The organism is Stenotrophomonas sp. TWI1151 (assembly GCF_039673135.1).
In the GTDB taxonomy this organism is placed as follows: Bacteria; Pseudomonadota; Gammaproteobacteria; order Xanthomonadales; family Xanthomonadaceae; genus Stenotrophomonas.
The window spans coordinates 168,698-188,746 of sequence record NZ_JBDJLA010000004.1 but is presented as its reverse complement, the minus strand read 5'-3'; the positions used below and the strand labels follow the sequence as shown (position 1 = coordinate 188,746).

Sequence of the window (20,049 nt, the reverse complement as noted above, 5' to 3'; positions counted from 1 at the left end):
CCATTTTTCGCAGGCGTCCTCGCGGACTTGATCCCTTTCAGATCAATGGCATAGTCGTGACTAGGGCGATGCCTGGGGGGCAGAGGGTCGTCGGTTCAAATCCGGCCGTCCCGACCAATGTTGGTGATTCGATCAAAGGCTTGTGCAGCGATGCGCAGGCCTTTTTTCTTTTTGGGCTGCTGTGGGTTGCCCGTCATACCACCGCTCGATCAACGTGGCGATCACCTTGGCGTTGTCCGGTTGTCCGGTTGTCCTTGCCGCCGGTGCGTAGTACGTCGGTCGCACATCTCTTCCGGCGGGTCACTCACCGTTGGATGCAGGCCGCGGTCGGAAGGTATGACGCCGTTGCGTCAATGCCCGTGCAACGGCAGCGGCCGGTCGATCACCACATCTTTCATCACCAGGGTCGATGTGAGCCGCTGCACACCGGGCAGGGCAGAGAGGTGTTCGTCGTAGAGCTGCCGGAACGCGGCCAGGTCGCGGGTGATGACGTGCAGCAGGTAGTCCGGATCGCCGAACAGGCGCTGCGCCTGCAGCACCTGGGGCACGTCGGCGACGGCATGCTCGAAGGCGTCCACCGCGTGGCGGTCGCCGTCGCGCAGGGTGATGAACACCAGCGCCGAGAACTTCAGGCCCAAGGCGGCGGGATCCAGCTCGGCGCGGTAGCCGCGGATCGCGCCGGACTGCTCCAGCGCACGCACGCGGCGGTGGCAGGGCGAGACGCTCAGGCCAATGCGCTCGGCCAATTCGGTCACGGTGAGGCGGCCGTCTTTCTGCAGCTCGGCAAGAATTCGCTGGTCGGTGGCATCCATGCGCAAGAGTTTCCTCCTGCAGGCCGGCGCAGGGCAAGTCTTTGGAAGCACATTCCAGAGTCGCGGGAATATTCTTCTGTCTGGCACGCAGATCGCGGCAAGACCGCCCATTGGACCCCATGCAACCCAGCGTCATCGTCGCCTTCTGGGCGGTCTCGATCCTCTTCGTGCTCACCCCCGGTGCGGATTGGGCGCATGCGATCGCCGCCGGCCTGCGCGGGAGGGCGGTCGTGCCTGCGGTGGCCGGGCTGTTGTCTGGCCATCTGCTGGCGATCGGGCTGGTCGCCGCGGGCGTTGGCGCGATGTTCGCCCGTGCGCCGGTCGCGCTGCACGTGCTGACCGTGCTTGGCGCGCTGTATCTGCTGTGGCTGGGCATCGGCCTGCTGCGCCATCCGCCGGTGGCCGCAGCCGAAGATGCGGGAGCGGTGACGGGATGGCGCCACTGGGCAGTCAAGGGCGCCTGCGTCAGCGGCCTCAATCCCAAGGTGCTGTTGTTGTTTCTGGCGCTGCTGCCCCAGTTCATTTCCGCCAGCGCGGCATGGGCGATGCCGGTGCAGATCATCGCACTGGGCATGGTGCACCTGGTCAGCTGCGGGGCGGTCTATCTGGCCGTCGGCTATGGCGCCGGTGCCGTGCTGCGCACCCGCCCACGTGCATCACGCATGGTCGGCCGCATCTCGGGCGCCGCCATGATCCTGATCGCCGTGCTGTTGCTGAGCGGAACCGGCACACTCTGACCCCACGTTATCCCCCACGAGGATCCTTGGCATGACCGAACAGCTCCATCCCTACGCGACCCCGGGCAGCGCCCCGGTCCCGGCACCGCGCGTGCGCATTCCGCATCTGCAGCAGATGAAGGAGCGCGGCGAGAAGTGGGCCATGCTCACCGCCTACGACATGTACACCGCGGCGATCTTCGAAGACGCCGGCATTCCGGTGCTGCTGATCGGCGATTCGGCCTCCAACAACGTGTTCGGCAACGACTCCCTGCTGCCGGTCACGGTTGATGAGCTGATGCCGCTGGTGCGCGCGGTGAGCCGCTGCACGCGGCGACCGCTGGTGATCGCCGATCTGCCGTTCGGTTCCTATCAGGCCTCGCCGGAGCAGTGCTTCCACACGGCGGTGCGCTTCATGAAGGAAGGTGGGGCCCATGCGGTCAAGCTGGAGGGCGGCATCGAGATGGTGCCGCAGGTCCGCAAGCTGGTCAGCTGCGGCATCCCGGTGATGGCGCACATCGGCTTCACCCCGCAATCGGAGCACCAGCTCGGTGGTTTCCGTGTGCAGGGGCGGGGCGAGGATGGCGCACGGCTGATCGAGGAAGCGCGCGCGCTGGAAGCCGCAGGTGCGTTCGCGGTGCTGATGGAGATGGTGCCCGGCGCGGTCGCCGCACAGATCACCGCCGCGCTGAAGATTCCGACGGTAGGCATCGGGGCCGGCAGCGATTGCGATGCACAGGTGCTGGTCTGGCAGGACATGGCCGGGCTGCGCACCGGCAAGCTGCCGCGCTTCGTAAAGCAGTACGCGGATATGCATGGCGTGTTGCAGAAGGCCGCGCGTGAGTTCGCGGAAGAGGTTGGGGCAGGCACGTTCCCCGGTCCGGAACACACGTTCTGATCGACGCACGTACCACCTGAGGCGCGTGTCCACGGTATCGCCGCGCGGCGGTACCGTGTCGCCTGCGTCATCGAATCGTCATGCAGGCCACGTACCTTCGCCGCACCTGGGGGCGAGGTGGGATCGTGGCCGAACACGCAAAACGGCGTTTGGCGCGCATGTTTCTGGAGCAGGGGCCGGTGCTGCGGGGATTCTTCACCCGCCGCGGCGCGCGCCAGGATGCCGAGGACATGGTGCAGGAGACCTATCTGCGCTTGCTGCGCGCACATGAGGATCAAGGCGAGGCCATCGCCAATCCGGAGGCATACCTGTTCACTGTCGCGCAGAATCTTGCACGTGAGCAGGCCGCGCGCCGACGCTGGTCGATGCTGCCCATCGACGATCTTGAACACCTCACCACGCTGCTGAGCGGCGAAGAAACCGTGGAGGATGCCGCCGAGCGCGAGCAGCGCCGCGTGCAGCTGCAGGCCCTGCTGGGCACCTTGCCCGAGCACACCCGCGCGGTGCTGGTGATGCAGTACCGTGACGGCCTCAGTTACAAGGAAATCGCCGAGCGGCTGGGCGTGTCCTCGCACATGGTCAAGAAGCACGTGGTACGCGGACTTTCCGTGTGCCGCCGTGCATTGGCCGGCCACGCGGGGGCGTGGTGAGCGAGTTTTCCGCACCGCGTCCGTCTCTCGCCAGCGAGGCCGCGCACTGGCATGCGCTGCAGCGCCAGGGCGGGCTGACCGCCGAACAACAACGCCAGTTCATGACGTGGCTGGTGACCTCACCGGCGCACCTGCGCGAGTACATCACGGTCAGCCGCGTCGCCACCGAACTCGGCGATGCGCTGCGTGACATGGCAGTGGATCTGGACGCACTGATCGCCGCCGGGCCACCGCCCGCCGACGACAACGTGGTGGCCTTGCCGGTACGGCGACGCCCGCCACCGCCCGCGGCCTCCCGTGCGCCGCGCCGGCACCTGCCGGGCATCGCCGCGGCGGCCGCGTTGCTGCTGGGCGTTGCGTTCGCCGGGCACATGGCGTGGCCACAGACCCGCCACTATGTGGCGGCACACGGCGCACCGCAGCGATTTGCGCTGCCGGACCACACCGTCGTGCATCTGAACGCGGAAAGTGAACTGTCGATCCGCTTCACCTTGTTGAGCCGCCGCGTGGAGCTCTCGCGCGGGCAGGCGAGCTTTGTGGTGGCCGAGGAGCGCCGTCCCTTCGCGGTGCATGCGGCCGGGCTGGAGGTGCGCGATATCGGCACGACGTTCGACGTGTCGCTGCGGCGCGAGCAGGCGCGCATCGAGGTAGCCGAAGGCAGCGTACAGGTGCGCGGCGATTCCGGTCAGGGACGCCTGCTGGCCGACCTGCATGCCGGGCAGAGCGCCCACATCGACTACCGCGATCAGACCGTCAGCCTCCGCCAGCAGCACACCGACACGATGACCGCGTGGTGGCGACGACGCGTCGTGTTCCAGGACGAACCGCTGCGCGAGGTGGTCGAGCAGTTCAATCGACTCAACAACGTGCGTCTGCAGGTGGACGACGATGTCGCCGGGGCACTGCGACTGACCGGCAACCTGCGCGGCGACGATCTTGCATCGCTTCGTACCTTCCTCGATCAGCAGCCATCGCTGCGCACGCGCGTGGTCGGTAATCAGATCCACGTGAGCAGCCCATCGGCGGCGGAAATCAACACGAAACAGCCGTAATTGCGCTATCCGCGCGTCATCGCGCGGCGCACGCCGAGCGGCTGTCAAAAAAAATTCATCGAAATACCGGTGCCCGATCCTCGCCCTGCGCCCTCGTAGTCCAGGCAAGCGCGAACGATTCCGTCTCGCGACGCTCATACCACCCCACTGGACTTCTACGATGCGCCGCATTCTTTTCCTTTCGATCGCTCTTGCCCTGCAGAGCGCCGCCGTCACCGCCACCGCGCAGGACACCCGCGTGGCCAGCGAGGCGATTCCCGCCCAGCCGCTGGACCGTGCACTCAACGATCTGTCGCGCCAGACGGGCCTGCAGTTTGTCTACAACGCGCAGCAGGCCGGCAACCCGCGTACCCGCGCGATGCCGGCTGGGCTGGCCCCGCAGCAGGCGCTGGAGCAGCTGCTGGACGGCACCGGGCTGCGCTACCGCTATCTCAACGACACCACGGTCACCATCGAAGCACGCAGTGACGCCGCACCGTCGGGCACGTCCGCCGTGCCCGTCGCCACATCCGCCGTGGAATTTGAAGCGGCCCCTGCGGCCGAAGGCGCGGGCCTGCAGCAGCTGGAGCGCATCGACGTGGTCGGCAGCTACAGCCGCAGCCTGGAGCAGGCGGTGGACATCAAGCGCGCCACCATCGGTTTCTCCGACTCGATCGTGGCCACCGACGTGGCCGATTTTCCCGAGCAGAACCTGGCCGAAGCCCTGCAGCGCATGCCGGGCGTGACCATCGAACGTGACAAGGGCTTGGGCAGCCGCGTCAACGTGCGTGGCCTGCCGTCGGAGTACACCCATGTCTCGATCAACAACCTGGCCACGGCATCGGGCAGCGGCGGGCGTGACATCGAGTTTGACATCTTCGCCTCGGAGATCATCCAGCGGGTGACGGTGTTGAAATCGCCGACCGCCGCGGACGAAGAGGGCGGCATCGCCGGCTCGGTGCAGATTTCCACCGCGCGCCCGTTCGACTACACCGGCCGCAAGCTGGTCGCGTCGGTGGAAGGGGCGCACAACTCGATCTCTGAAGAGGTCGACCCGAAATTCTCCTTCCTGGCCAGTGACACCTGGGGCGACTGGGGTGGCCTGGTGTCCTTCGCCACCGCCAAGCGCAGCAACCGCACGGACGCCACCTCGGGCATCAACTTCCGCCCGATGTCGCGCTTCCTCGGTGCGTCCGGCACGCGCGGCACGCAGGCCGCTGCCGTGCTGGCGCGCGATGCCGGCGTGGTGGTCAAGAATCGCAACAGCACTGATGAAAGCAACCTGATCGTGTTCCAGGACAAAGTGGGCGACCGTGTTTTCGTCAACGACCAGGACAAGTGGGGTGCCACCGCCTCGCTGCAGTACAAGCCGAGCAGCCGTTTCAGCCTGACCTTCGATGCGATGCGTGGCGGCTACGACACCACCGAAGACGAGTACGACGCGGCTGCATATTCGGCGTCCAGCCGCAGCACGCTGGAGACCATCCACGATTATGACGCCAGCACGTTGTCGCAGTACGGCATCGTGGTGCTGCGCGATGTGTCCTACACCGCCACCCAGCACGAGATGCTGAGCAAGGAGCGGATCAACAAGACCGACTTCAGCCAGTACAGCGCGGCGATGGATTGGCAGGGCGACACCTGGGGCGTGGATGCGATGGTCGGTTACTCCGGCGCCGACAAGACGCTGGATGCCAGCAACCTCAAGCATGTGGCCTACGCGCCTTCGCGAACCCGCTGGACCGGCAAGAGTGGCGAGACGATACCCAGCGCCAACCCGGCCAGCATCGACATGTACAACGCCTCGGACAAGTATCTGTTCGAAGCGTATGAGACGACGTTGGAGAAGGTCAGCGATGACAAGTATGCCGCCCAGGTGGATGTGACCAAGGCGCTGGAACTGGCCTTCCTGCCGGCGCTGCGCAGCGTGCAGTTCGGCGCGCGCTATACCGACAAGTCCAAGCAGCGCGAATACGGAGAGGCCAAGATCTACGGGCCGGGCCCGGGCAACAACAGCTGGGTGAACACGCGCACCCTGGCCGACAGTCCGTTGCAGTCGATCGCCGATATCGTGCCCGGCGGTGGCTATTCGGTGAAGGACCTGGACTGGAAGATGGTCTCCAACGACTACGCACGCAGTGCGTTCCGCTATCCGGGCTTCGCAACGCCATTCGATCCGGGCCAGTACTACCGGGTCGACGAGAACGTGACCAGTCTGTACGCGATGACCGACATCGGCTTCGATGTGGGCCGCGTGCCGGTCTCGATCAACGCGGGCGTGCGCTATGTGGATACCTCGGTGCAGTCCTCCGGCTTCCACCCGATCCAGCGGGCAGACGGTAGCACCGGCTATACCGACACGCCCGTCTCGCGCAAAGGCAGCTACAACGATCTGCTGCCGAGCCTGAATGCGACCGCCGAACTGGCCGAGGGACTGGTGCTGCGGGGTGCCGCCTCCAAGACCTTCATCCGCCCGGCATTGACCGACATCGCCTACAAGCGCACCGCCAGCTGGAGCTCGTTCCGTTTCACCGATGGCAACCCGGACCTGCAGCCGACCTATGCCAAGCAATGGGAGCTGGGTCTGGAGAAGTACCTGGAAAACGGCGGCCTGCTGGCGGCCTCGTACTTTCACAAGAAGATCGACGGCGTGGTGATCAATGCGCTGACCGGCGTGGTGCCGGATGTGGCGGTGTACAACGCCAACGGCTCGCTCAACGGCACCTATGATTTCGACGTGTACCAGCCGATCAATGCCGATGGCACCTACGTTGTGAAAGGCGTCGAGCTGATCGCGCAGCTGCCGCTGAGCATGCTGCACGGTTCGCTGGAAGGCTTCGGGATCAATGCCAACTACACGATGCTGGACAGTTCGCTGGCCGGTGAATCCGATCTGGGCGTGAGCACGCCGATGCCGGGGCTCTCGGAGAAGTCGTACAACATGACCGTCTACTACGAGAACGAGCGCTTCGACGCGCGCGTGTCGTACAACCACAAGGGTGAGTACGTTGAATCGATCGGCTACAACATGTACCCGATCTGGCGCGATGACTACGGCCAGGTGGATGTGTCGATCGGCTACCGCCTGACCGACAGCATCAAGCTCAGCCTGAAGGGCATCAACCTGACCAACCAGGCGACCACCGGCTACACGATGGATCCCGCGTTCCCGACGATGTACGAGCGCTCCGGTCGCCGCATCAGCCTCGGCCTGCGCGCGGATTTCTGAGCCACCTTCGCGGTGCATCCGGAGGCACGTGCGCGTGCCCCGGATGCGGCTGCCCGTTTGTGAGGAACATCCGATGCGACATGTTTTCTTCCTGCCGCTTGTGGCCGTGCTGGCGTGGCCAATGGTCTCCGAGGCGGCCGATGACGATGCCGGCCGCAGCTGGCAGGCCGGCGACCACCACGTCCACAGCGAGTGGAGCGTGGACTGGGATCGCAGGACCACACCGCCCACGCCGATCCGTGGCGGCGACTCGTCCTACACCCGTACGCATAACGCCCGGCAGGCGCTCGCCAATGGGTTGGCCTGGGTGGTGCATACCGATCATGGCGGGCCGGGGCATTCGGCGGTCACCCGGGACCATGCGTGGCCGGCGCTGCTGGATGCCCGGCGCGAGGTGCCCGGACTGATCCAGTTCAACGGCATGGAATTCGATGTACCGGCCGGCGAGCACGCCTCGCTGATCATCGCCCCCGGCCCGGATGAGCGCGAGCAGCTGGTCGCGATCGAACGCGATTACGGCCGCAGCGAGCCGCTGCAGGGAAGCCGCGACGACGGGCAGACGATGCTCGATGCACTGGCCCACATGCGCTCGCTGCCGGCACCGCCGTTGATGTTCATCAATCACCCCGCGCGCACTGCCACCGCCATGGGCCGGTGGGGCGACGTCGCGCCCGATGAACTGCGTGCCTGGCATGCGGCCGCACCGCAGGTGCTGGTTGGCATGGAAGGCGCGCCGGGCCATCAGGCCACCCGTGTCCATCGCGGCCTGTATCGCAATGCGGATGCACCGACCCTGGGCGGTTTCGACCAGATGACAGCGACGGTCGGCGGCATCTGGGACACGCTGTTGTCCGAGGGGCATCGCTTCTGGATCACGGCCAGCTCCGATTCGCACATCAACCAGCGTGATGGCGGCAGTGACTTCGATCCGGGCCAGTACAGCAAGACCCATGTCTGGGCGCGGCGGGACGCCGAGGACATCCTCGATGGCCTTCGACACGGACGGATGTTCGCGGTCACCGGTGATCTGATCGATGCACTGGAGCTGCGTGCGACTGCGAACGACGACGAGGCACGTAGTGCCACGATGGGCGGCACGCTGTCGATGTCGCCTGGCGCCTCCATGCGCGTGGAACTGCGGGTGCGTGTACCGGCCTCAGCCAATCACGCTGGGCGGCACCCGGTGCTGGATCACGTGGAGTTGATCGTGGGCGGCCCCGGCGGTGGCAATGGGCCTGTGATGCAAACGCGTGTGTTCGGCGCCAGCGACTGGCAGGTGGACGGCGTATGGCGCTCGGTGTCCTGGGTGTTGCCGGTCCCCACCCGGGGCGGTTTCGTCCGTGCCCGCGGCAGCAGTACTGCGGAGGTGACGCCGCTGCCCGATGTGCCCGGTGAAGATCCCTGGCAGGACCTGTGGTTCTACTCCAATCCCGTCTTTGTCGAGGCCGTGCGCTGAGCGGGTGTCGATCCGCTGGCGCGGCGTGCGCGGGGTGGGGCCAGCGGGGTAGAGTGATCGCTGACTTCATGGACGTGGAAGGAGATGCAGATGGCGGTAAGACCCTTGGTGGCAGCGGATCTCGAACAGGCCAGCCGTGTATGCATGGCGGCCTTCATGGGATCGGTGGCGGAATCATTGCCTGCACTGGGTGTCGAGACCTTCAGCCGTATCGCCTCGGTGGAAGGGTTCCGTGCGCGCATGGCGCAGGACACTCTGATGTTCGCCTACGCGCAGGAGGAACGGATCATCGGTATCGCCGAGCTCAAGGAAGGGCGCCATGTCGCCATGCTGTTCGTCGACCCGGCGGCCCAGCAGCAGGGCATCGGCAAGGCACTGATGGCGGCCATGATCGAGCAGGCGCGTGTGGAGGTCCTGACCGTCAGCGCATCGCTCTCGTCGGTGCCTGCGTATGAGCGTTACGGCTTTGCCTGCAGCGCCGATGCTGCGGAATCCTCCGGGCTGCGCTACCAGCCGATGGAAATGCGCCTGGCGCCGCGCGCCTGACTTCACGCCGTTCAGTCGGCGCGTTCACGAAGGTGAGACAGCCGGCTGGCTACCGTGGAGTCCTGTCATTCAACCCGATTCGGGGAAAGGATCATCATGATCAAGTGGGCCATCATTTTTGCTGTCATCGGCCTGATTGCCGGCGCCCTCGGTTTCGCGGGCATCGGTGGCGCCGCGATCGGCATCGCCAAGTTCCTGTTCTGGGCGGGCATCATCATCGCTGTGGTGCTGTTCGTGCTGGGCATGACCATCGCCAAGAAAGTGACCTGACCGGCCGCGTAAAGACACTGCAGTTCCAGACAAAGGCCTGCGCGGTTTCGCGCAGGCCTTTTCGTTGGTGAGGCTGCACGAGCCTCGCAAGGCTCACTCGAAATACAGCGATACCCCCATCCCGGCCTGTGTGTCCGGGCTGTCGTCATCCAGCCCCACATCGAATGAGGCATCCAGCTGCACCGTCGGGGTCACCATCCAGGTGACGCCTGCGCCGGCCATCCCGGTCGAGGGCTCGCCGTGGGTGTCGGTGAAGCCGGCTTCCAGATAGGTGCTGACGGTATCGGTGGCAGCGAAGCTCAGGCTCGGCGCCCAGGTGACGCTGTCCTCGCTGCCACCGCGGGTCACATTGGCGTACAGGGCCCCGGTCCAGCGATCATTGAAGCTGTACTCATAGCTCGCACCCAGCGCGTACTGCGTGGCGCCCTCGCTGAAGTCGCGCGAGCCGGTAGCGAACGTGGTGCTGGCCAGCAGCGCCACGGCGTGCTTTTCCGAGGACAAGGGCAGGGCGAACTTCAGTCCGACGCCCAGGTCACCCGCACCGCTGCTGCGCTCGGCCGCTGCATCGCGCGGCGCCACCCGCAGGTGGTTCCAGGGCGAGGTGAAGGCCTGCAGTTCGAGATGCTCGACCAAGCCGATCCGGAGCGTGATGTCGGCACTGTACTGCGTGCTCAGCACGCCCGCGCTGTCGCGGTCGCGGCTGAAGCTGGGCAGTCCCGCCTCCAGCGCGACGCTACCGCGGGGCAGTGTCGAGGCGGCGAAGCCGATGCCGGGGCGGTCGAAGGCGAGGTCCGGCGGCGCGTCCTGTTGGGCATGCGCCGCACCGCAAAACAGCAGGGACAGCAGCAGGGCCGAACACCGCATGGGCACGCTCCGGGCCGGCCGATACCGGCATCAAGAAGCAGTCAGCCTGCCCCTTGGCCGGAATGTAGCACGGTGATTCCGGCGGTCATGTGCACGTAGCGGCGGCGTTTCGTCACTCAGTGCGGCGGCCGGGTCATGGCAATGAGGGCATCGCGTACGCGCTCGGTCGCGGCCTCCGGTATGGCGTCACAGCCGAGCACGCAGGCGCGGAGCAGGAACCCATCGGCGGCGTGCCGTGCAGCGGTCAGTTGCGCGTCGCGACGGTCCAACGGATGCTCGCCCAGCACCGTATCCAGCCAGGAACGTCGGGCGGTGATCCATTCACTGTCGACCTGGTGCGGCCGACATGCCGGACTGATGGTGCGCCCGATGTCGAACAGCTCGGCGATGTAAGCCCGTGAGAAACGGCCGTGGGCCTGGCTGTCGCGGTCCATGCGGTGCTGGATCGCGCGGTGGAGATTGGCCACGATCGCGTGCGCGGCGAGGTCATCGTTGGCTGCTTGCAGCAGCGGGGTATCGGTTGCGTTGTTCATTCGCGCCTCCAGGACACCGGTGGGGGGAAAACGAGGAATCAGCCGCGCGGCAGGATCGGATCACCCTGCCGCAGCAGGGTGTCCAGCAGCGCGACGACGCGTTCACCCTGGCCCTCGCAGGCCAGTTCGAACGTGGTCTGCCCGTCGAGCGCGGGCAGTGGGGAATGCAGAATCCATTCAAGAACGGCGGCGCGGTCCGGTTCGATCTGCAAGGCCAGATCCGCGACACGACGTACGATTCCCTGACGCATGATCAGAATCCGTAACTGAGGGAGAGTGCGGCGGTATCCATGTGGTCGCCACGGGTCATCGGGCTGTCGCGCACGGCATCGGCCAGCGAGGTGCGGCGGATCGACGCAGTCGCGGTCCAGCGCGGCCCCAGCGGCATCACGGCGGCGATGTCCATGTAGGGCGACACACCGCTGCCGGCCGAGTAGTGCGCCAGGCCGCTGCGTGCCGCTTCGCGTTCACTGACGCCGAAGTAATAGTCGTTGAGATCGGCGCTGGTGTAGGTCACGCCCAGCGCAGGCATGAAGGTCACGCGGCCGGCCGGGATCGGGTACGCGTACCGGGCATCGGCCGAAAAGCCGCCGCCATGTCCGGTGACTTCCGCCTGCGCATTGGCCTGCAGCACGCCCCATTCGGCCTGGTGCCGCCAGGAGACGCCCAGCATGCCGGACAGGCTGCGGTTGTCGAGCTGGCGCAGCTGCGGGTCGTGGCTGTCGCGGCGCTTGAAGCGCATCACGTATGGCGAGGCGGTCAGGGCAAGCTCGGACTGCGCGGTCTGGTGCAGGCGATAGCCCACGCTGCCACCGCGGAAGAAGAACGAACGGCCTTCCCAGCTGACGATCGGGGCGGCCAGACGATCGGTGTCATAGCCGGCGTAGGGGGCCTTGAGTGCGACGACGGCGATGCCGATGCTGCTTTTCCTGGCGCCCTCGGGGGCATCAGCCGCCTGCGCAGTGGCGGCGGTGAACGCACTGGCCAGGGCCAGGCCAAACAGCGGAAGGGAAGGGCGCGGAGAACGGAAACGGACGTGCATGGACCTGCCGAGGGGGAACAACCGGAGTGTCATGGTGGGCGCCCTACATTGTCGGAACGTTACGTCCGGCTGCGCGGTACCATCGCCTCCTTCGTACCCCGCAAGGCACCGCCCCATGCGCCTTCTTCTCCTGGAAGATGACCCGGAAATGGCCAGCGCGATCCAGGTCAGCCTGGCGCGCCACGGCATGGTGATCGACGTGGTCGGCACGATGGCGCAGGCCGATGAAGCCCTCAAGGCCGGCGTCCATCAGATCCTGCTGCTGGACCGGCAGCTGCCCGACGGCGACGGTGCCAGCTTCGTCCGGATCGCGCGTGAGCGCGTGCCCAACCTGCCGGTGATCATGTTGACCGCGCGCGATTCGGTGGCCGATCGGGTCACCGGCCTGGACGTGGGTGCGGATGATTACCTGACCAAGCCGTTCGCGGTCGAAGAGCTGCTCGCGCGCATCCGCGCGATCTCGCGGCGGCCCTCGCAGATCACCCTGCCGGTGTTGTCGCTGGGCCGGCTGCAGTTCGATTTCGTGGCGCGCGAAGCCCGCGTGTCCGAGGTGCTGCTGGCGCTGCCGCGGCGGCAGCTGCTGGTGCTCGAGGCACTGGCACTGCGGCAAGGGCGCACGGTGGGCCGCGCCTCGTTGCTGGAAGCCGTGTACGGCTTTGACGATGCGATCCAATCCAATGCGCTGGATGCGCACGTCTCCAAGCTGCGCAAAGCGCTGCTGGAAGCCGACGCGGGCGTGGAGATCCACGTCATGCGCGGCATCGGATATCTGCTCAAGGACACGCCGTGAGATTGCTCAAACCCGATTCCCTGGCGTTCAACCTGGTGTGGAAGGTCTGCCTGATCCAGGCGGCCACGATCGCCCTGGCCTTGAGTGCGATGGTGTTGACCTACGGCGACCGCCGTTCGGCCTATATCGACTGGAAGACCAGCGACCAGATCGCATCGGCCATCACCTTCGGTGCCCAGGGACTGGAGGCGGATCTGCCGAAGGTAGCGCTGGCCGTGCCACGGCCGCCGGCGACGTTCTGGTTCGCCGCGGCCGATGAGCGTGGCCGACGCCTGGTACATGGCGATGTTCCCGTGCAGTACCGTCAGTTGGTGGCACGGCTGGATCAGATCGAGCAGACCGACATCCGTACCCGCATCAATGCCGATGCGCTTGCCGTGCGCGTGGTGGTCGTTGTTCGGCCGGAAGGGCGGTTGCACGTGGCGGTAGGCGGCATTCCCGAACGCAGCATCGTGCGGCAGCTGCTGTTGATCTTCCGCTATCTGGGCGGCTGGATCGCGTTGCCGGTGCTGGTGATCACGCTGGTGGTGGCGCCATGGGTGATCCATCGCGCGCTGCGCGGGGTCAACCGCGTGGCGGCGCAGGCCGCAGCGATCCAGGTCAACGAGCGCGGCAGCGGCCTGGATACGCGTGCGGTGCCGCTGGAGATCTATCCGCTGGTGGACGCCTTCAACGCGGCCGTGCGCCGCATCGGCGAAAGCTACGATGCGCAGGATCGCTTCCTCGCCGGTGCAGCGCATGAACTGCGCATGCCGATCGCGATCCTCGCCACGCGCCTGGCCGATCTGCCGCCCGGTGATGCGCGTTCGCGCCTGCAGCTGGACCTGAGCCGGCTGAGCAACATCGCCGAGCAGCTGCTGGATCTGCAGCGGCTGGACCGGCACGGCAGCCAGTCCCAGCGTATCGATCTTTCCGCGTTGACCCGCGACGTGGCCGCCGATGTCGCGCCACTGGTGGTGGATGCCGGCTACGGCTTTTCGGTGGATGCTCCGGATCAGCCGATCTGGGTCCGCGGGGATCCGCATGCGCTGCACCGGGTCATCGCCAGCCTGCTGCAGAACGCCATCGCCCACGGTGGCGGCCGCGGCATGATCGCCGTGGCGCTGCATGACGATGGGGGCCTGTCGGTCAGTGATGAAGGCCCGGGCGTGCCGGAGGCCGAACGGCTGTCCGTGTTCGAGCCGTTCCACCGGTTGCGGCCCAGCGGCAGTGGCAGTGGGTTGGGCCTGCACCTGGCGCGCGAAATCGTACTGCGCCATGCCGGCACCATCGCGGTGGACAGCGCCCCGGGCGGCGGCGCGCGGTTCCTGGTGGTGTTGCCGGTGGACCCGCGGCCGTTCCCGGGGGTGTCCCCGGCATGACCAATGGCAGGTGATCGGGCCGGGGCATCGTGGGACAACGGACCCGTCCCCCTTTCTGGTGCCGGTTCGATGCGCAGACGTTCGCTGTTCGGTGTGATCGTGGTATCCGGCTTGGCCCTGTCCGGCCTGTCCGCTTGCGCCACCTATGACGATGTCGCCTCGCGCCCGCAGTGCGAGGATTCGCCGCAGGTAAAGGACCTGCCGACGCAGGTCGCCCGCCGCGAAAGCCGCTGCAATGAGTTGAACATCCGGTTCAATGACGATCGCGGCGGCGACAGCAAGCCGCTCGATTTCGGCGGCAAGAACAAGGACGGTTGATCCCGCCTTGGATCAGCGTTTCGCCGGCCCGGCCGGCGGCGCAGCGCAGTAGGCGGTGATGATCTCGGCGGTGTTCTCCAGCCCCTTGGCCTTGGCCAGCTCCCATGGGCGTTCGCACTGCTGGGTGCGTTGGCACCAACGGTAGCCTGCCGAGCCGATGCACCCATGCGCATCGCGGTCCGCGCCGGGTACGCCTGCAGTGGTCGAGGAGGGTGACGGCGCAGGATGGGCGCAGGCGGTGAGGGCGGCGAGCAGGGCAAGCAGGGCGGCTCGAATGGACATGCAGGCTCCGTAGGCGCTTGAGGTCGCGGGCAGTCTCGCGCCGGGTCTGTCGATGCCACGTGCAGGATGCAGGGTTCACTCCTCCATCACCGCGCGTGGGCTGATATGACGCTGGGCGATTCTGCCGATGCTGCGTTGCAGTCTGTGACGAGCACTGCGGAACGCGATGATGCGTTGAAGCAGGATGCGTGCGACCTGCCTGGATGGACGTCGCCGGTATCAGGTTTGACGCGAGGTTGTCAGCACCACTGCCAGGAGGCACCTCATGAAAACACTGTTTTCGATGCGTCACATCGCACTCGCTGCGGCGCTCACCTGTGTCTCGGCCCAGGCCGATGCCTGCACCCGCGTGGTGTACCTGGGCGACAACCAGGATGTGATCACGGCCCGCTCGATGGATTGGAAGAGCGATGTGGCCACCAACCTGTGGGTGCTGCCCAAAGGCATCGACCGTGATGGCCAGGCCGGCCCTCGCTCGATCCGCTGGACCTCGCGCTACGGCAGCGTGGTCGCCACCGGGTATGACATCTCCACCACCGATGGACTCAACGAAGCAGGGTTGTCAGCCAATCTGTTGTGGCTGGCAGAATCGCAGTACCCGCAGCAACGGGGCAGCAAACCGGGATTGGCGATCTCGTTGTGGGCGCAATACGTGCTCGACAACTTCGCCAGCGTTGCCGAGGCCGTCGCCGCCCTTGAGCGCGAGCCGTTTTCGATCGTGACGGACAAGGTGCCGGGCGAGTCCCGGCTGGCCACGCTGCACCTGTCCCTGTCCGACGCCAGCGGCGACAGCGCCATCGTGGAATACATCAACGGCAAGCAGGTGATCCATCACGATCGCGCCTATCAGGTGATGACCAACTCGCCTGTGTTCGATCAGCAACTGGCGCTCAATGCGTACTGGCAGGAGATCGGTGGCACCGTGATGCTGCCCGGCACCAACCGCTCGGCCGATCGCTTCGCCCGCGCGAAGTTCTACATCAACGCGATTCCCAAAAGCGAGGATCCCGTGGTCGCGTTGGCCAGCGTGTTCAGTGTGATCCGCAATGTATCCGTGCCCTACGGAATCACCACGCCGGGCGAGCCGAACATCTCCTCCACGCGCTGGCGGACGGTGGCCGACCACAAGCGCAAGCTGTATTTCTTTGAATCGGCGATGACGCCCAATACCTTCTGGGTGGATCTCAACAAGGCCGATTTCTCGCGCGGCGCCCCGGTGTTGAAACTCGACCTCGGGCCGGATCAGCGCAATGTATTCGCCGGCGACGCGCTGCCCCGGTTCCAGCCGGCCGAACCGTTCCGGTTCCTGGGCACCGACGGCTGAGCAAAATCAGACTAATCCGATAACAACGGGCTTCAACCTGCTCTATCGTTCCTGCTGAGGGATGGACCCCTCCCGTCGTGAGCTTTTCGCCCAGGCATGCCGCAAAGGAACGATCCGCATGGTGATCAAACTGCAACACATCGAACGCCGCTGGCACGTCGTGCATCCAGCCAAATCCGCGCCGATTGCGTTCCGAAGCGGGGCCACCGCCTTCGATTTCGCCGATGCCCTGGCACGCGAGCACTATGCCGAGACCGGCGACAGCAGCGCCGTCCGGGTGCAGGTGCTGGAGACCTACGTGGACGCCGTCCGCTACGGCTGAGCCGGCCATCCAAGGCTGTCCGTGCGGATGTGACCGCCTGCCGTCCGTCCAGTCAGCCTCGCGTCGGGTACCTAAATAGGGGATGAAATCAGCGACTTCTGGCCTATGTCGCGCCGCCGGACGATCACCGATCCTGTGCGCCTCCCCCAACACGCAACGAGGATCCCATGTCGAACACGAGCCCTTCCCAGGCCGCCAGACGATTGCGCTGGGCCGTGGTGCCGGCGCTGATGGCGCTGGCTGGCGGCGCCCAGGCGCAGAACTACGACCGCTATTACGACGACGGTTACAACGGCGGTCCGGTGCGCTGCGAATCGATCAAGAACCGGACGCAGCAGTGCGCCTTGCCGGGACGCGCGCGCCTGGTGCGGCAGATTTCCGGCTCGCCCTGCGTTGAAGGCCAGACCTGGGGCCAGGCACGCAACGGCGTGTGGGTGACGCAGGGCTGCCGGGCCGAGTTCATCGCCGAGGGCGGCCGCGGCGGCCGCTGGAATGGCGGTGGGGGTGGCTGGGGCCACAACGGCGGCGGCAACAACGGCCGGGGCCAGATCCTGACCTGCGATTCCAACGACCATCGCCGTCAGCGCTGCGTGGCCAATGTCCGCCGCGAGGCGCGACTGATCCGCCAGACCTCGCGTAACGCCTGTATCGAAGGGCGGACCTGGGGCTGGGACCGCACCGGCGTCTGGGTGGATGGCGGCTGCCGCGCCCAGTTCCAGATCTACTGATGGCCGGTGCACCGCGCTTGAGCGCCCCCTGAGGGCTCAAACGAACGAGGCCGCGTCGATGGGACGCGGCCTCGCTGCTTTTCCTGAGCGCTCACCCAGTGGGGGGGGCGCCGTGATTCAGCCGGCGGCGCTGAGCGTCTGGCCGCTCTTGACCAGCATCGGCCAGCGCTTGAGCACGGCCTGGCGGATGCCGGCGGCATCGATGCCGGCGTCGGCCAGCAGGTCTTCGCGGCTGGCATGGTGCTGGAAGCTGTCCGGCAGGCCCAGGTGCAGGAACGGCTTGAGCACGTTCTCGGCATTGAGCAGCTCGGCCACGCCGGAGCCGGCACCGCCGGCAACCACGTTGTCTTCAATGGTGACGAAGCCTTCATGGCGCTGCGCAAGTTCCAGCAGCAGGGCCCGGTCCAGCGGCTTGATGAAACGCATGTTGACCACGGTCAGGCCCAGTTCGCGGCCGACCTGTTCGGCGGCCGTCACGGTGCTGCCGAACGCGAGCAGGGCGATCCGGCTGCCCTGCAGCCGCAGCTCGGCCTTGCCGATCTCCAGCGTGGCCAGATCCGTACCGGCGGCGATGCCGGTCCCGCTGCCGCGCGGGTAGCGCACCGCAGCCGGGCCGGCGTAGCGCAGGCCGGTGGTCAGCATCTGGCGGCATTCGGCCTCATCGGACGGTGCCATGACCACCATGTGCGGCACGCAGCGCAGGAAGCTCAGGTCCAGGTTGCCGGCATGGGTCGCCCCGTCCGGGCCGACCACGCCGGCGCGGTCGATGGCGAACAGCACGTCCAGTTCCTGCACGGCCACGTCGTGCACCAACTGGTCATACGCGCGCTGCAGGAAGGTCGAGTAGATCGCCACCACCGGCTTGGCGCCCTGGGTGGCCATGCCGGCCGCCAGGGTCACCGCGTGCTGCTCGGCGATGGCCACATCGAAGTAGCGCTCCGGGTATTCCTTGCTGAAGCGCACCAGGCCCGAACCTTCGCGCATCGCCGGGGTGATGCCCATCAGCTTCGGCTCGGCCGCGGCGGCATCGCACAGCCAGTCACTGAAGACGTCGGTATAGGTCGGCTTCTTGGCCCCGCCCTTGGAGACCAGGCCCTTGTCCGGATCGAACGGGCCGACCGCGTGATACCCGATCTGGTCACCCTCGGCGCGCTCGTAGCCCTTGCCCTTGGTGGTCATCACGTGCAGCAGCTTCAGGCCCTTCAGGCTCTTGAGCGTCTTCAGCGTGGCGACCAGCGCCGGCACGTCATGGCCGTCGATCGGCCCGGTGTAATGGAAGCCCATTTCCTCGAAGAACGTGGACGGCACGAACATGCCCTTCCAGTGCTCTTCCCAGCGCTTGACGAAGCGCGCGGTCGGGTTGTGCTTCTTGTCGCCGAGGATCTTCTTGCCACCTTCGCGCAGCGCATTGAGCGTGCGGCTGCCGGTGGCGCGGCCGAGCATCTTGGTCAGCCCGCCCACGGCCTCGGAGATCGACATGTTGTTGTCGTTGAGGATCACCAGCAGGTTCGGTTCCTGCTCCATGCCGCCGGCGTGGTTGAGCGCCTCGTAAGCCATGCCGGCGGTCATCGCGCCATCGCCGATCACGGCCACGACCTTGCGGTCATCGCCTTCGGCCTGGCGTGCGATCGCCATGCCCAGCGCCGCCGAGATGGAGGTGGAGGAATGGCCGACACCGAAGGTGTCGTACTCGCTCTCCTCGCGCTTGGGGAACGGCGCGACGCCGTCCTTCTGCTTGACCGTGTGGATCTCGTCGCGGCGGCCGGTCAGGATCTTGTGCGGGTAGGTCTGATGACCCACATCCCACACCAGCTGATCGACGGGCGTCTGATACAGGTAGTGCAGGGCGACGGTCAGTTCGATCACGCCCAGGCCGGCGCCGAAATGGCCGCCGCTCTTGCCGACCGACTCAATCAGGTAGGCACGCAGTTCATCCGCGATCGCGGGCAGTTCGGATTCTTCGAACCTGCGCAGGTCATCCGGTGACTGGATGCGCGCAAGGCGGGGATAGCGGGCGGAATCGATCATGTTTATCGCGCTTCTTCTGAGCGCCTATTTTCCCCCCCAAATGAGGGTGGGGCAAGCAAACCGCCTTTTCAGTGAGTAAACGGTGACGGAGGCTGCGACAGAACGTCGCAGCGCGCTCAGGCGCAGAGCTTGGAACGCTTGGGCAACTGCGCCTTCAGGAATGCCATCTGATCGGCCAGGATGTTGCGGTTGGACAGGATCATGTGCTCGATCCAGCTCGGCCGATAGGGCACGGCGAGCAGCGGCATGCTGGCCTGCTGCGGGGTCCGGTTGCTCTTGCGCGAGTTGCAGTGGAAGCAGGCGCTGACCACGTTCTCCCACACGTCCAGGCCGCCCTTGGAGAGCGGCATGACGTGGTCGCGGGTCAGTTGCGGGCGGTTGAACTGTTGCCCGCAGTACAGGCACAGGTGCGAATCGCGCGCGAACAGCGCGGGATTGGACAGATTCGGGGTGGGGTCGATCGCGCGGGAGCGCGCATGCCCGCGGGCGGCGATGATCGGGTGCAGGTCCAAGCCGCTTTGCAGGCCGGTGGTGCGGCAGATGCCGCCGTGGATGTGCAGGCAGGGGTCGCCCAGGGTCCAGGCCACCGCGCCACGCGCGTAGAGGCAGGAGGCGTCCTGCCAATTGATCCAGTCGAGTACGCGCCCGTGGGCGTCCAGGGCCAATAACCTCACCGAGCCGGGCCGATGCAGCGTAACGATCGGCGACACCTCGGCGACCGGGGCGGACGAGGCTCCGGTATCGATCAGACCCAAGCGTGTAGTGTCTGTCTCCATCGGGAAAACAGCTTATACCCGAATCGTTACGAATTGGGTATAGGGGCTTGCGCCCCTACCCGATTCGTAACGA

Annotated in this window: 22 protein-coding genes; 14 read left to right on the top strand and 8 right to left on the bottom strand. The window is 66.4% G+C overall.

The features are described 5' to 3' along the window. Positions 1-350 precede the first annotated feature (350 nt). Positions 351-812, bottom strand: a complete 462-nt coding sequence (locus tag ABE422_RS07800; RefSeq protein WP_313208979.1) for an Lrp/AsnC family transcriptional regulator — start codon at positions 810-812, stop codon at positions 351-353. 119 nt (positions 813-931) lie between these two features. Here ABE422_RS07800 and ABE422_RS07795 point away from each other — a divergent pair, with 119 nt between their 5' ends. The 8 genes from ABE422_RS07795 to ABE422_RS07760 all read left to right on the top strand — a co-directional run bounded on the left by ABE422_RS07795 (position 932) and on the right by ABE422_RS07760 (position 9,608). Beyond that, on the top strand, positions 932-1,549 hold the full coding sequence (locus ABE422_RS07795) for a LysE family translocator (protein ID WP_346481755.1): 618 nt from the start codon (positions 932-934) through the stop codon (positions 1,547-1,549). Between the two features lie 31 nt (positions 1,550-1,580). Then, a complete protein-coding gene (panB, locus tag ABE422_RS07790; RefSeq protein ID WP_313218952.1) occupies positions 1,581-2,426 on the top strand; it encodes a 3-methyl-2-oxobutanoate hydroxymethyltransferase in 846 nt (281 codons plus the stop codon). Between the two features lie 125 nt (positions 2,427-2,551). Further along, on the top strand, positions 2,552-3,076 hold the full coding sequence (locus ABE422_RS07785) for a sigma-70 family RNA polymerase sigma factor (protein ID WP_346482758.1): 525 nt from the start codon (positions 2,552-2,554) through the stop codon (positions 3,074-3,076). Then, positions 3,073-4,128: a FecR domain-containing protein gene (locus tag ABE422_RS07780; protein WP_346482757.1), complete on the top strand. Its 1,056-nt coding sequence runs from the start codon at positions 3,073-3,075 to the stop codon at positions 4,126-4,128. Before ABE422_RS07785 ends, ABE422_RS07780 begins: the two co-directional genes overlap by 4 nt. Before the next feature lie 160 nt (positions 4,129-4,288). Further along, complete coding sequence (locus tag ABE422_RS07775; protein WP_346482756.1) at positions 4,289-7,336, top strand: TonB-dependent receptor; 3,048 nt, start codon at positions 4,289-4,291, stop codon at positions 7,334-7,336. Between the two features lie 73 nt (positions 7,337-7,409). Next, a complete protein-coding gene (locus tag ABE422_RS07770; protein WP_346482755.1) occupies positions 7,410-8,792 on the top strand; it encodes a hypothetical protein in 1,383 nt (460 codons plus the stop codon). A 90-nt stretch (positions 8,793-8,882) separates the two neighbouring features. Then, entirely contained in the window at positions 8,883-9,338 is a 456-nt protein-coding gene (locus ABE422_RS07765; RefSeq protein WP_313208985.1) for a GNAT family N-acetyltransferase, read from the top strand. A 96-nt stretch (positions 9,339-9,434) separates the two neighbouring features. Next, positions 9,435-9,608 (top strand): DUF1328 family protein, encoded by a 174-nt coding sequence (locus ABE422_RS07760; protein ID WP_019182774.1) that lies wholly within the window; start codon positions 9,435-9,437, stop codon positions 9,606-9,608. A 93-nt stretch (positions 9,609-9,701) separates the two neighbouring features. Here ABE422_RS07760 and ABE422_RS07755 read toward each other — a convergent pair whose 3' ends face one another. The 4 genes from ABE422_RS07755 to ABE422_RS07740 form a co-directional block, all read right to left on the bottom strand. After that, on the bottom strand, positions 9,702-10,472 hold the full coding sequence (locus ABE422_RS07755; protein ID WP_346482754.1) for a transporter: 771 nt from the start codon (positions 10,470-10,472) through the stop codon (positions 9,702-9,704). Between the two features lie 116 nt (positions 10,473-10,588). Further along, entirely contained in the window at positions 10,589-11,005 is a 417-nt protein-coding gene (locus ABE422_RS07750; RefSeq protein WP_346482753.1) for a hypothetical protein, read from the bottom strand. Between the two features lie 38 nt (positions 11,006-11,043). Then, positions 11,044-11,256 (bottom strand): hypothetical protein, encoded by a 213-nt coding sequence (locus ABE422_RS07745; protein WP_313208988.1) that lies wholly within the window; start codon positions 11,254-11,256, stop codon positions 11,044-11,046. A gap of 2 nt (positions 11,257-11,258) precedes the next feature. Then, positions 11,259-12,047, bottom strand: coding sequence for a MipA/OmpV family protein (locus ABE422_RS07740; protein WP_313218940.1), 789 nt, complete (start codon positions 12,045-12,047; stop codon positions 11,259-11,261). Positions 12,048-12,162: 115 nt separating this feature from the next. Between ABE422_RS07740 and ABE422_RS07735 the strand changes: the two genes are divergently transcribed. The 3 genes from ABE422_RS07735 to ABE422_RS07725 all read left to right on the top strand — a co-directional run bounded on the left by ABE422_RS07735 (position 12,163) and on the right by ABE422_RS07725 (position 14,516). Further along, positions 12,163-12,837, top strand: a complete 675-nt coding sequence (locus ABE422_RS07735) for a response regulator transcription factor (protein WP_313208990.1) — start codon at positions 12,163-12,165, stop codon at positions 12,835-12,837. Continuing rightward, positions 12,834-14,198 carry a HAMP domain-containing sensor histidine kinase gene (locus ABE422_RS07730; protein WP_346463798.1) on the top strand — a complete coding sequence of 455 codons (1,365 nt, stop codon included), beginning with the start codon at positions 12,834-12,836 and terminating at the stop codon, positions 14,196-14,198. The genes ABE422_RS07735 and ABE422_RS07730 overlap by 4 nt, the downstream gene beginning before the upstream one ends. A gap of 69 nt (positions 14,199-14,267) precedes the next feature. After that, positions 14,268-14,516 (top strand): hypothetical protein, encoded by a 249-nt coding sequence (locus tag ABE422_RS07725; protein ID WP_313208992.1) that lies wholly within the window; start codon positions 14,268-14,270, stop codon positions 14,514-14,516. A 12-nt stretch (positions 14,517-14,528) separates the two neighbouring features. Here the strand turns inward: ABE422_RS07725 and ABE422_RS07720 are convergent, their stop codons facing one another. Then, positions 14,529-14,798: a peptidase gene (locus tag ABE422_RS07720; protein WP_346463796.1), complete on the bottom strand. Its 270-nt coding sequence runs from the start codon at positions 14,796-14,798 to the stop codon at positions 14,529-14,531. Positions 14,799-15,081: 283 nt separating this feature from the next. On the opposite strand from ABE422_RS07720, the gene ABE422_RS07715 reads away from it, so the two are divergent. From ABE422_RS07715 to ABE422_RS07705, 3 genes are all read left to right on the top strand, one after another. Beyond that, entirely contained in the window at positions 15,082-16,122 is a 1,041-nt protein-coding gene (locus tag ABE422_RS07715) for a linear amide C-N hydrolase (protein WP_346463843.1), read from the top strand. Between the two features lie 118 nt (positions 16,123-16,240). After that, positions 16,241-16,444, top strand: a complete 204-nt coding sequence (locus ABE422_RS07710) for a hypothetical protein (protein WP_313208993.1) — start codon at positions 16,241-16,243, stop codon at positions 16,442-16,444. 98 nt (positions 16,445-16,542) lie between these two features. Further along, on the top strand, positions 16,543-17,172 hold the full coding sequence (locus ABE422_RS07705; RefSeq protein WP_313209017.1) for a DUF3011 domain-containing protein: 630 nt from the start codon (positions 16,543-16,545) through the stop codon (positions 17,170-17,172). A gap of 117 nt (positions 17,173-17,289) precedes the next feature. Here the strand turns inward: ABE422_RS07705 and dxs are convergent, their stop codons facing one another. Both dxs and ABE422_RS07695 read right to left on the bottom strand, forming a co-directional pair. Further along, positions 17,290-19,200: a 1-deoxy-D-xylulose-5-phosphate synthase gene (gene dxs / locus ABE422_RS07700; protein WP_346463794.1), complete on the bottom strand. Its 1,911-nt coding sequence runs from the start codon at positions 19,198-19,200 to the stop codon at positions 17,290-17,292. A gap of 116 nt (positions 19,201-19,316) precedes the next feature. Next, positions 19,317-19,976 (bottom strand): HNH endonuclease, encoded by a 660-nt coding sequence (locus ABE422_RS07695; protein ID WP_088432555.1) that lies wholly within the window; start codon positions 19,974-19,976, stop codon positions 19,317-19,319. Between the last annotated feature and the right edge of the window lie 73 nt (positions 19,977-20,049).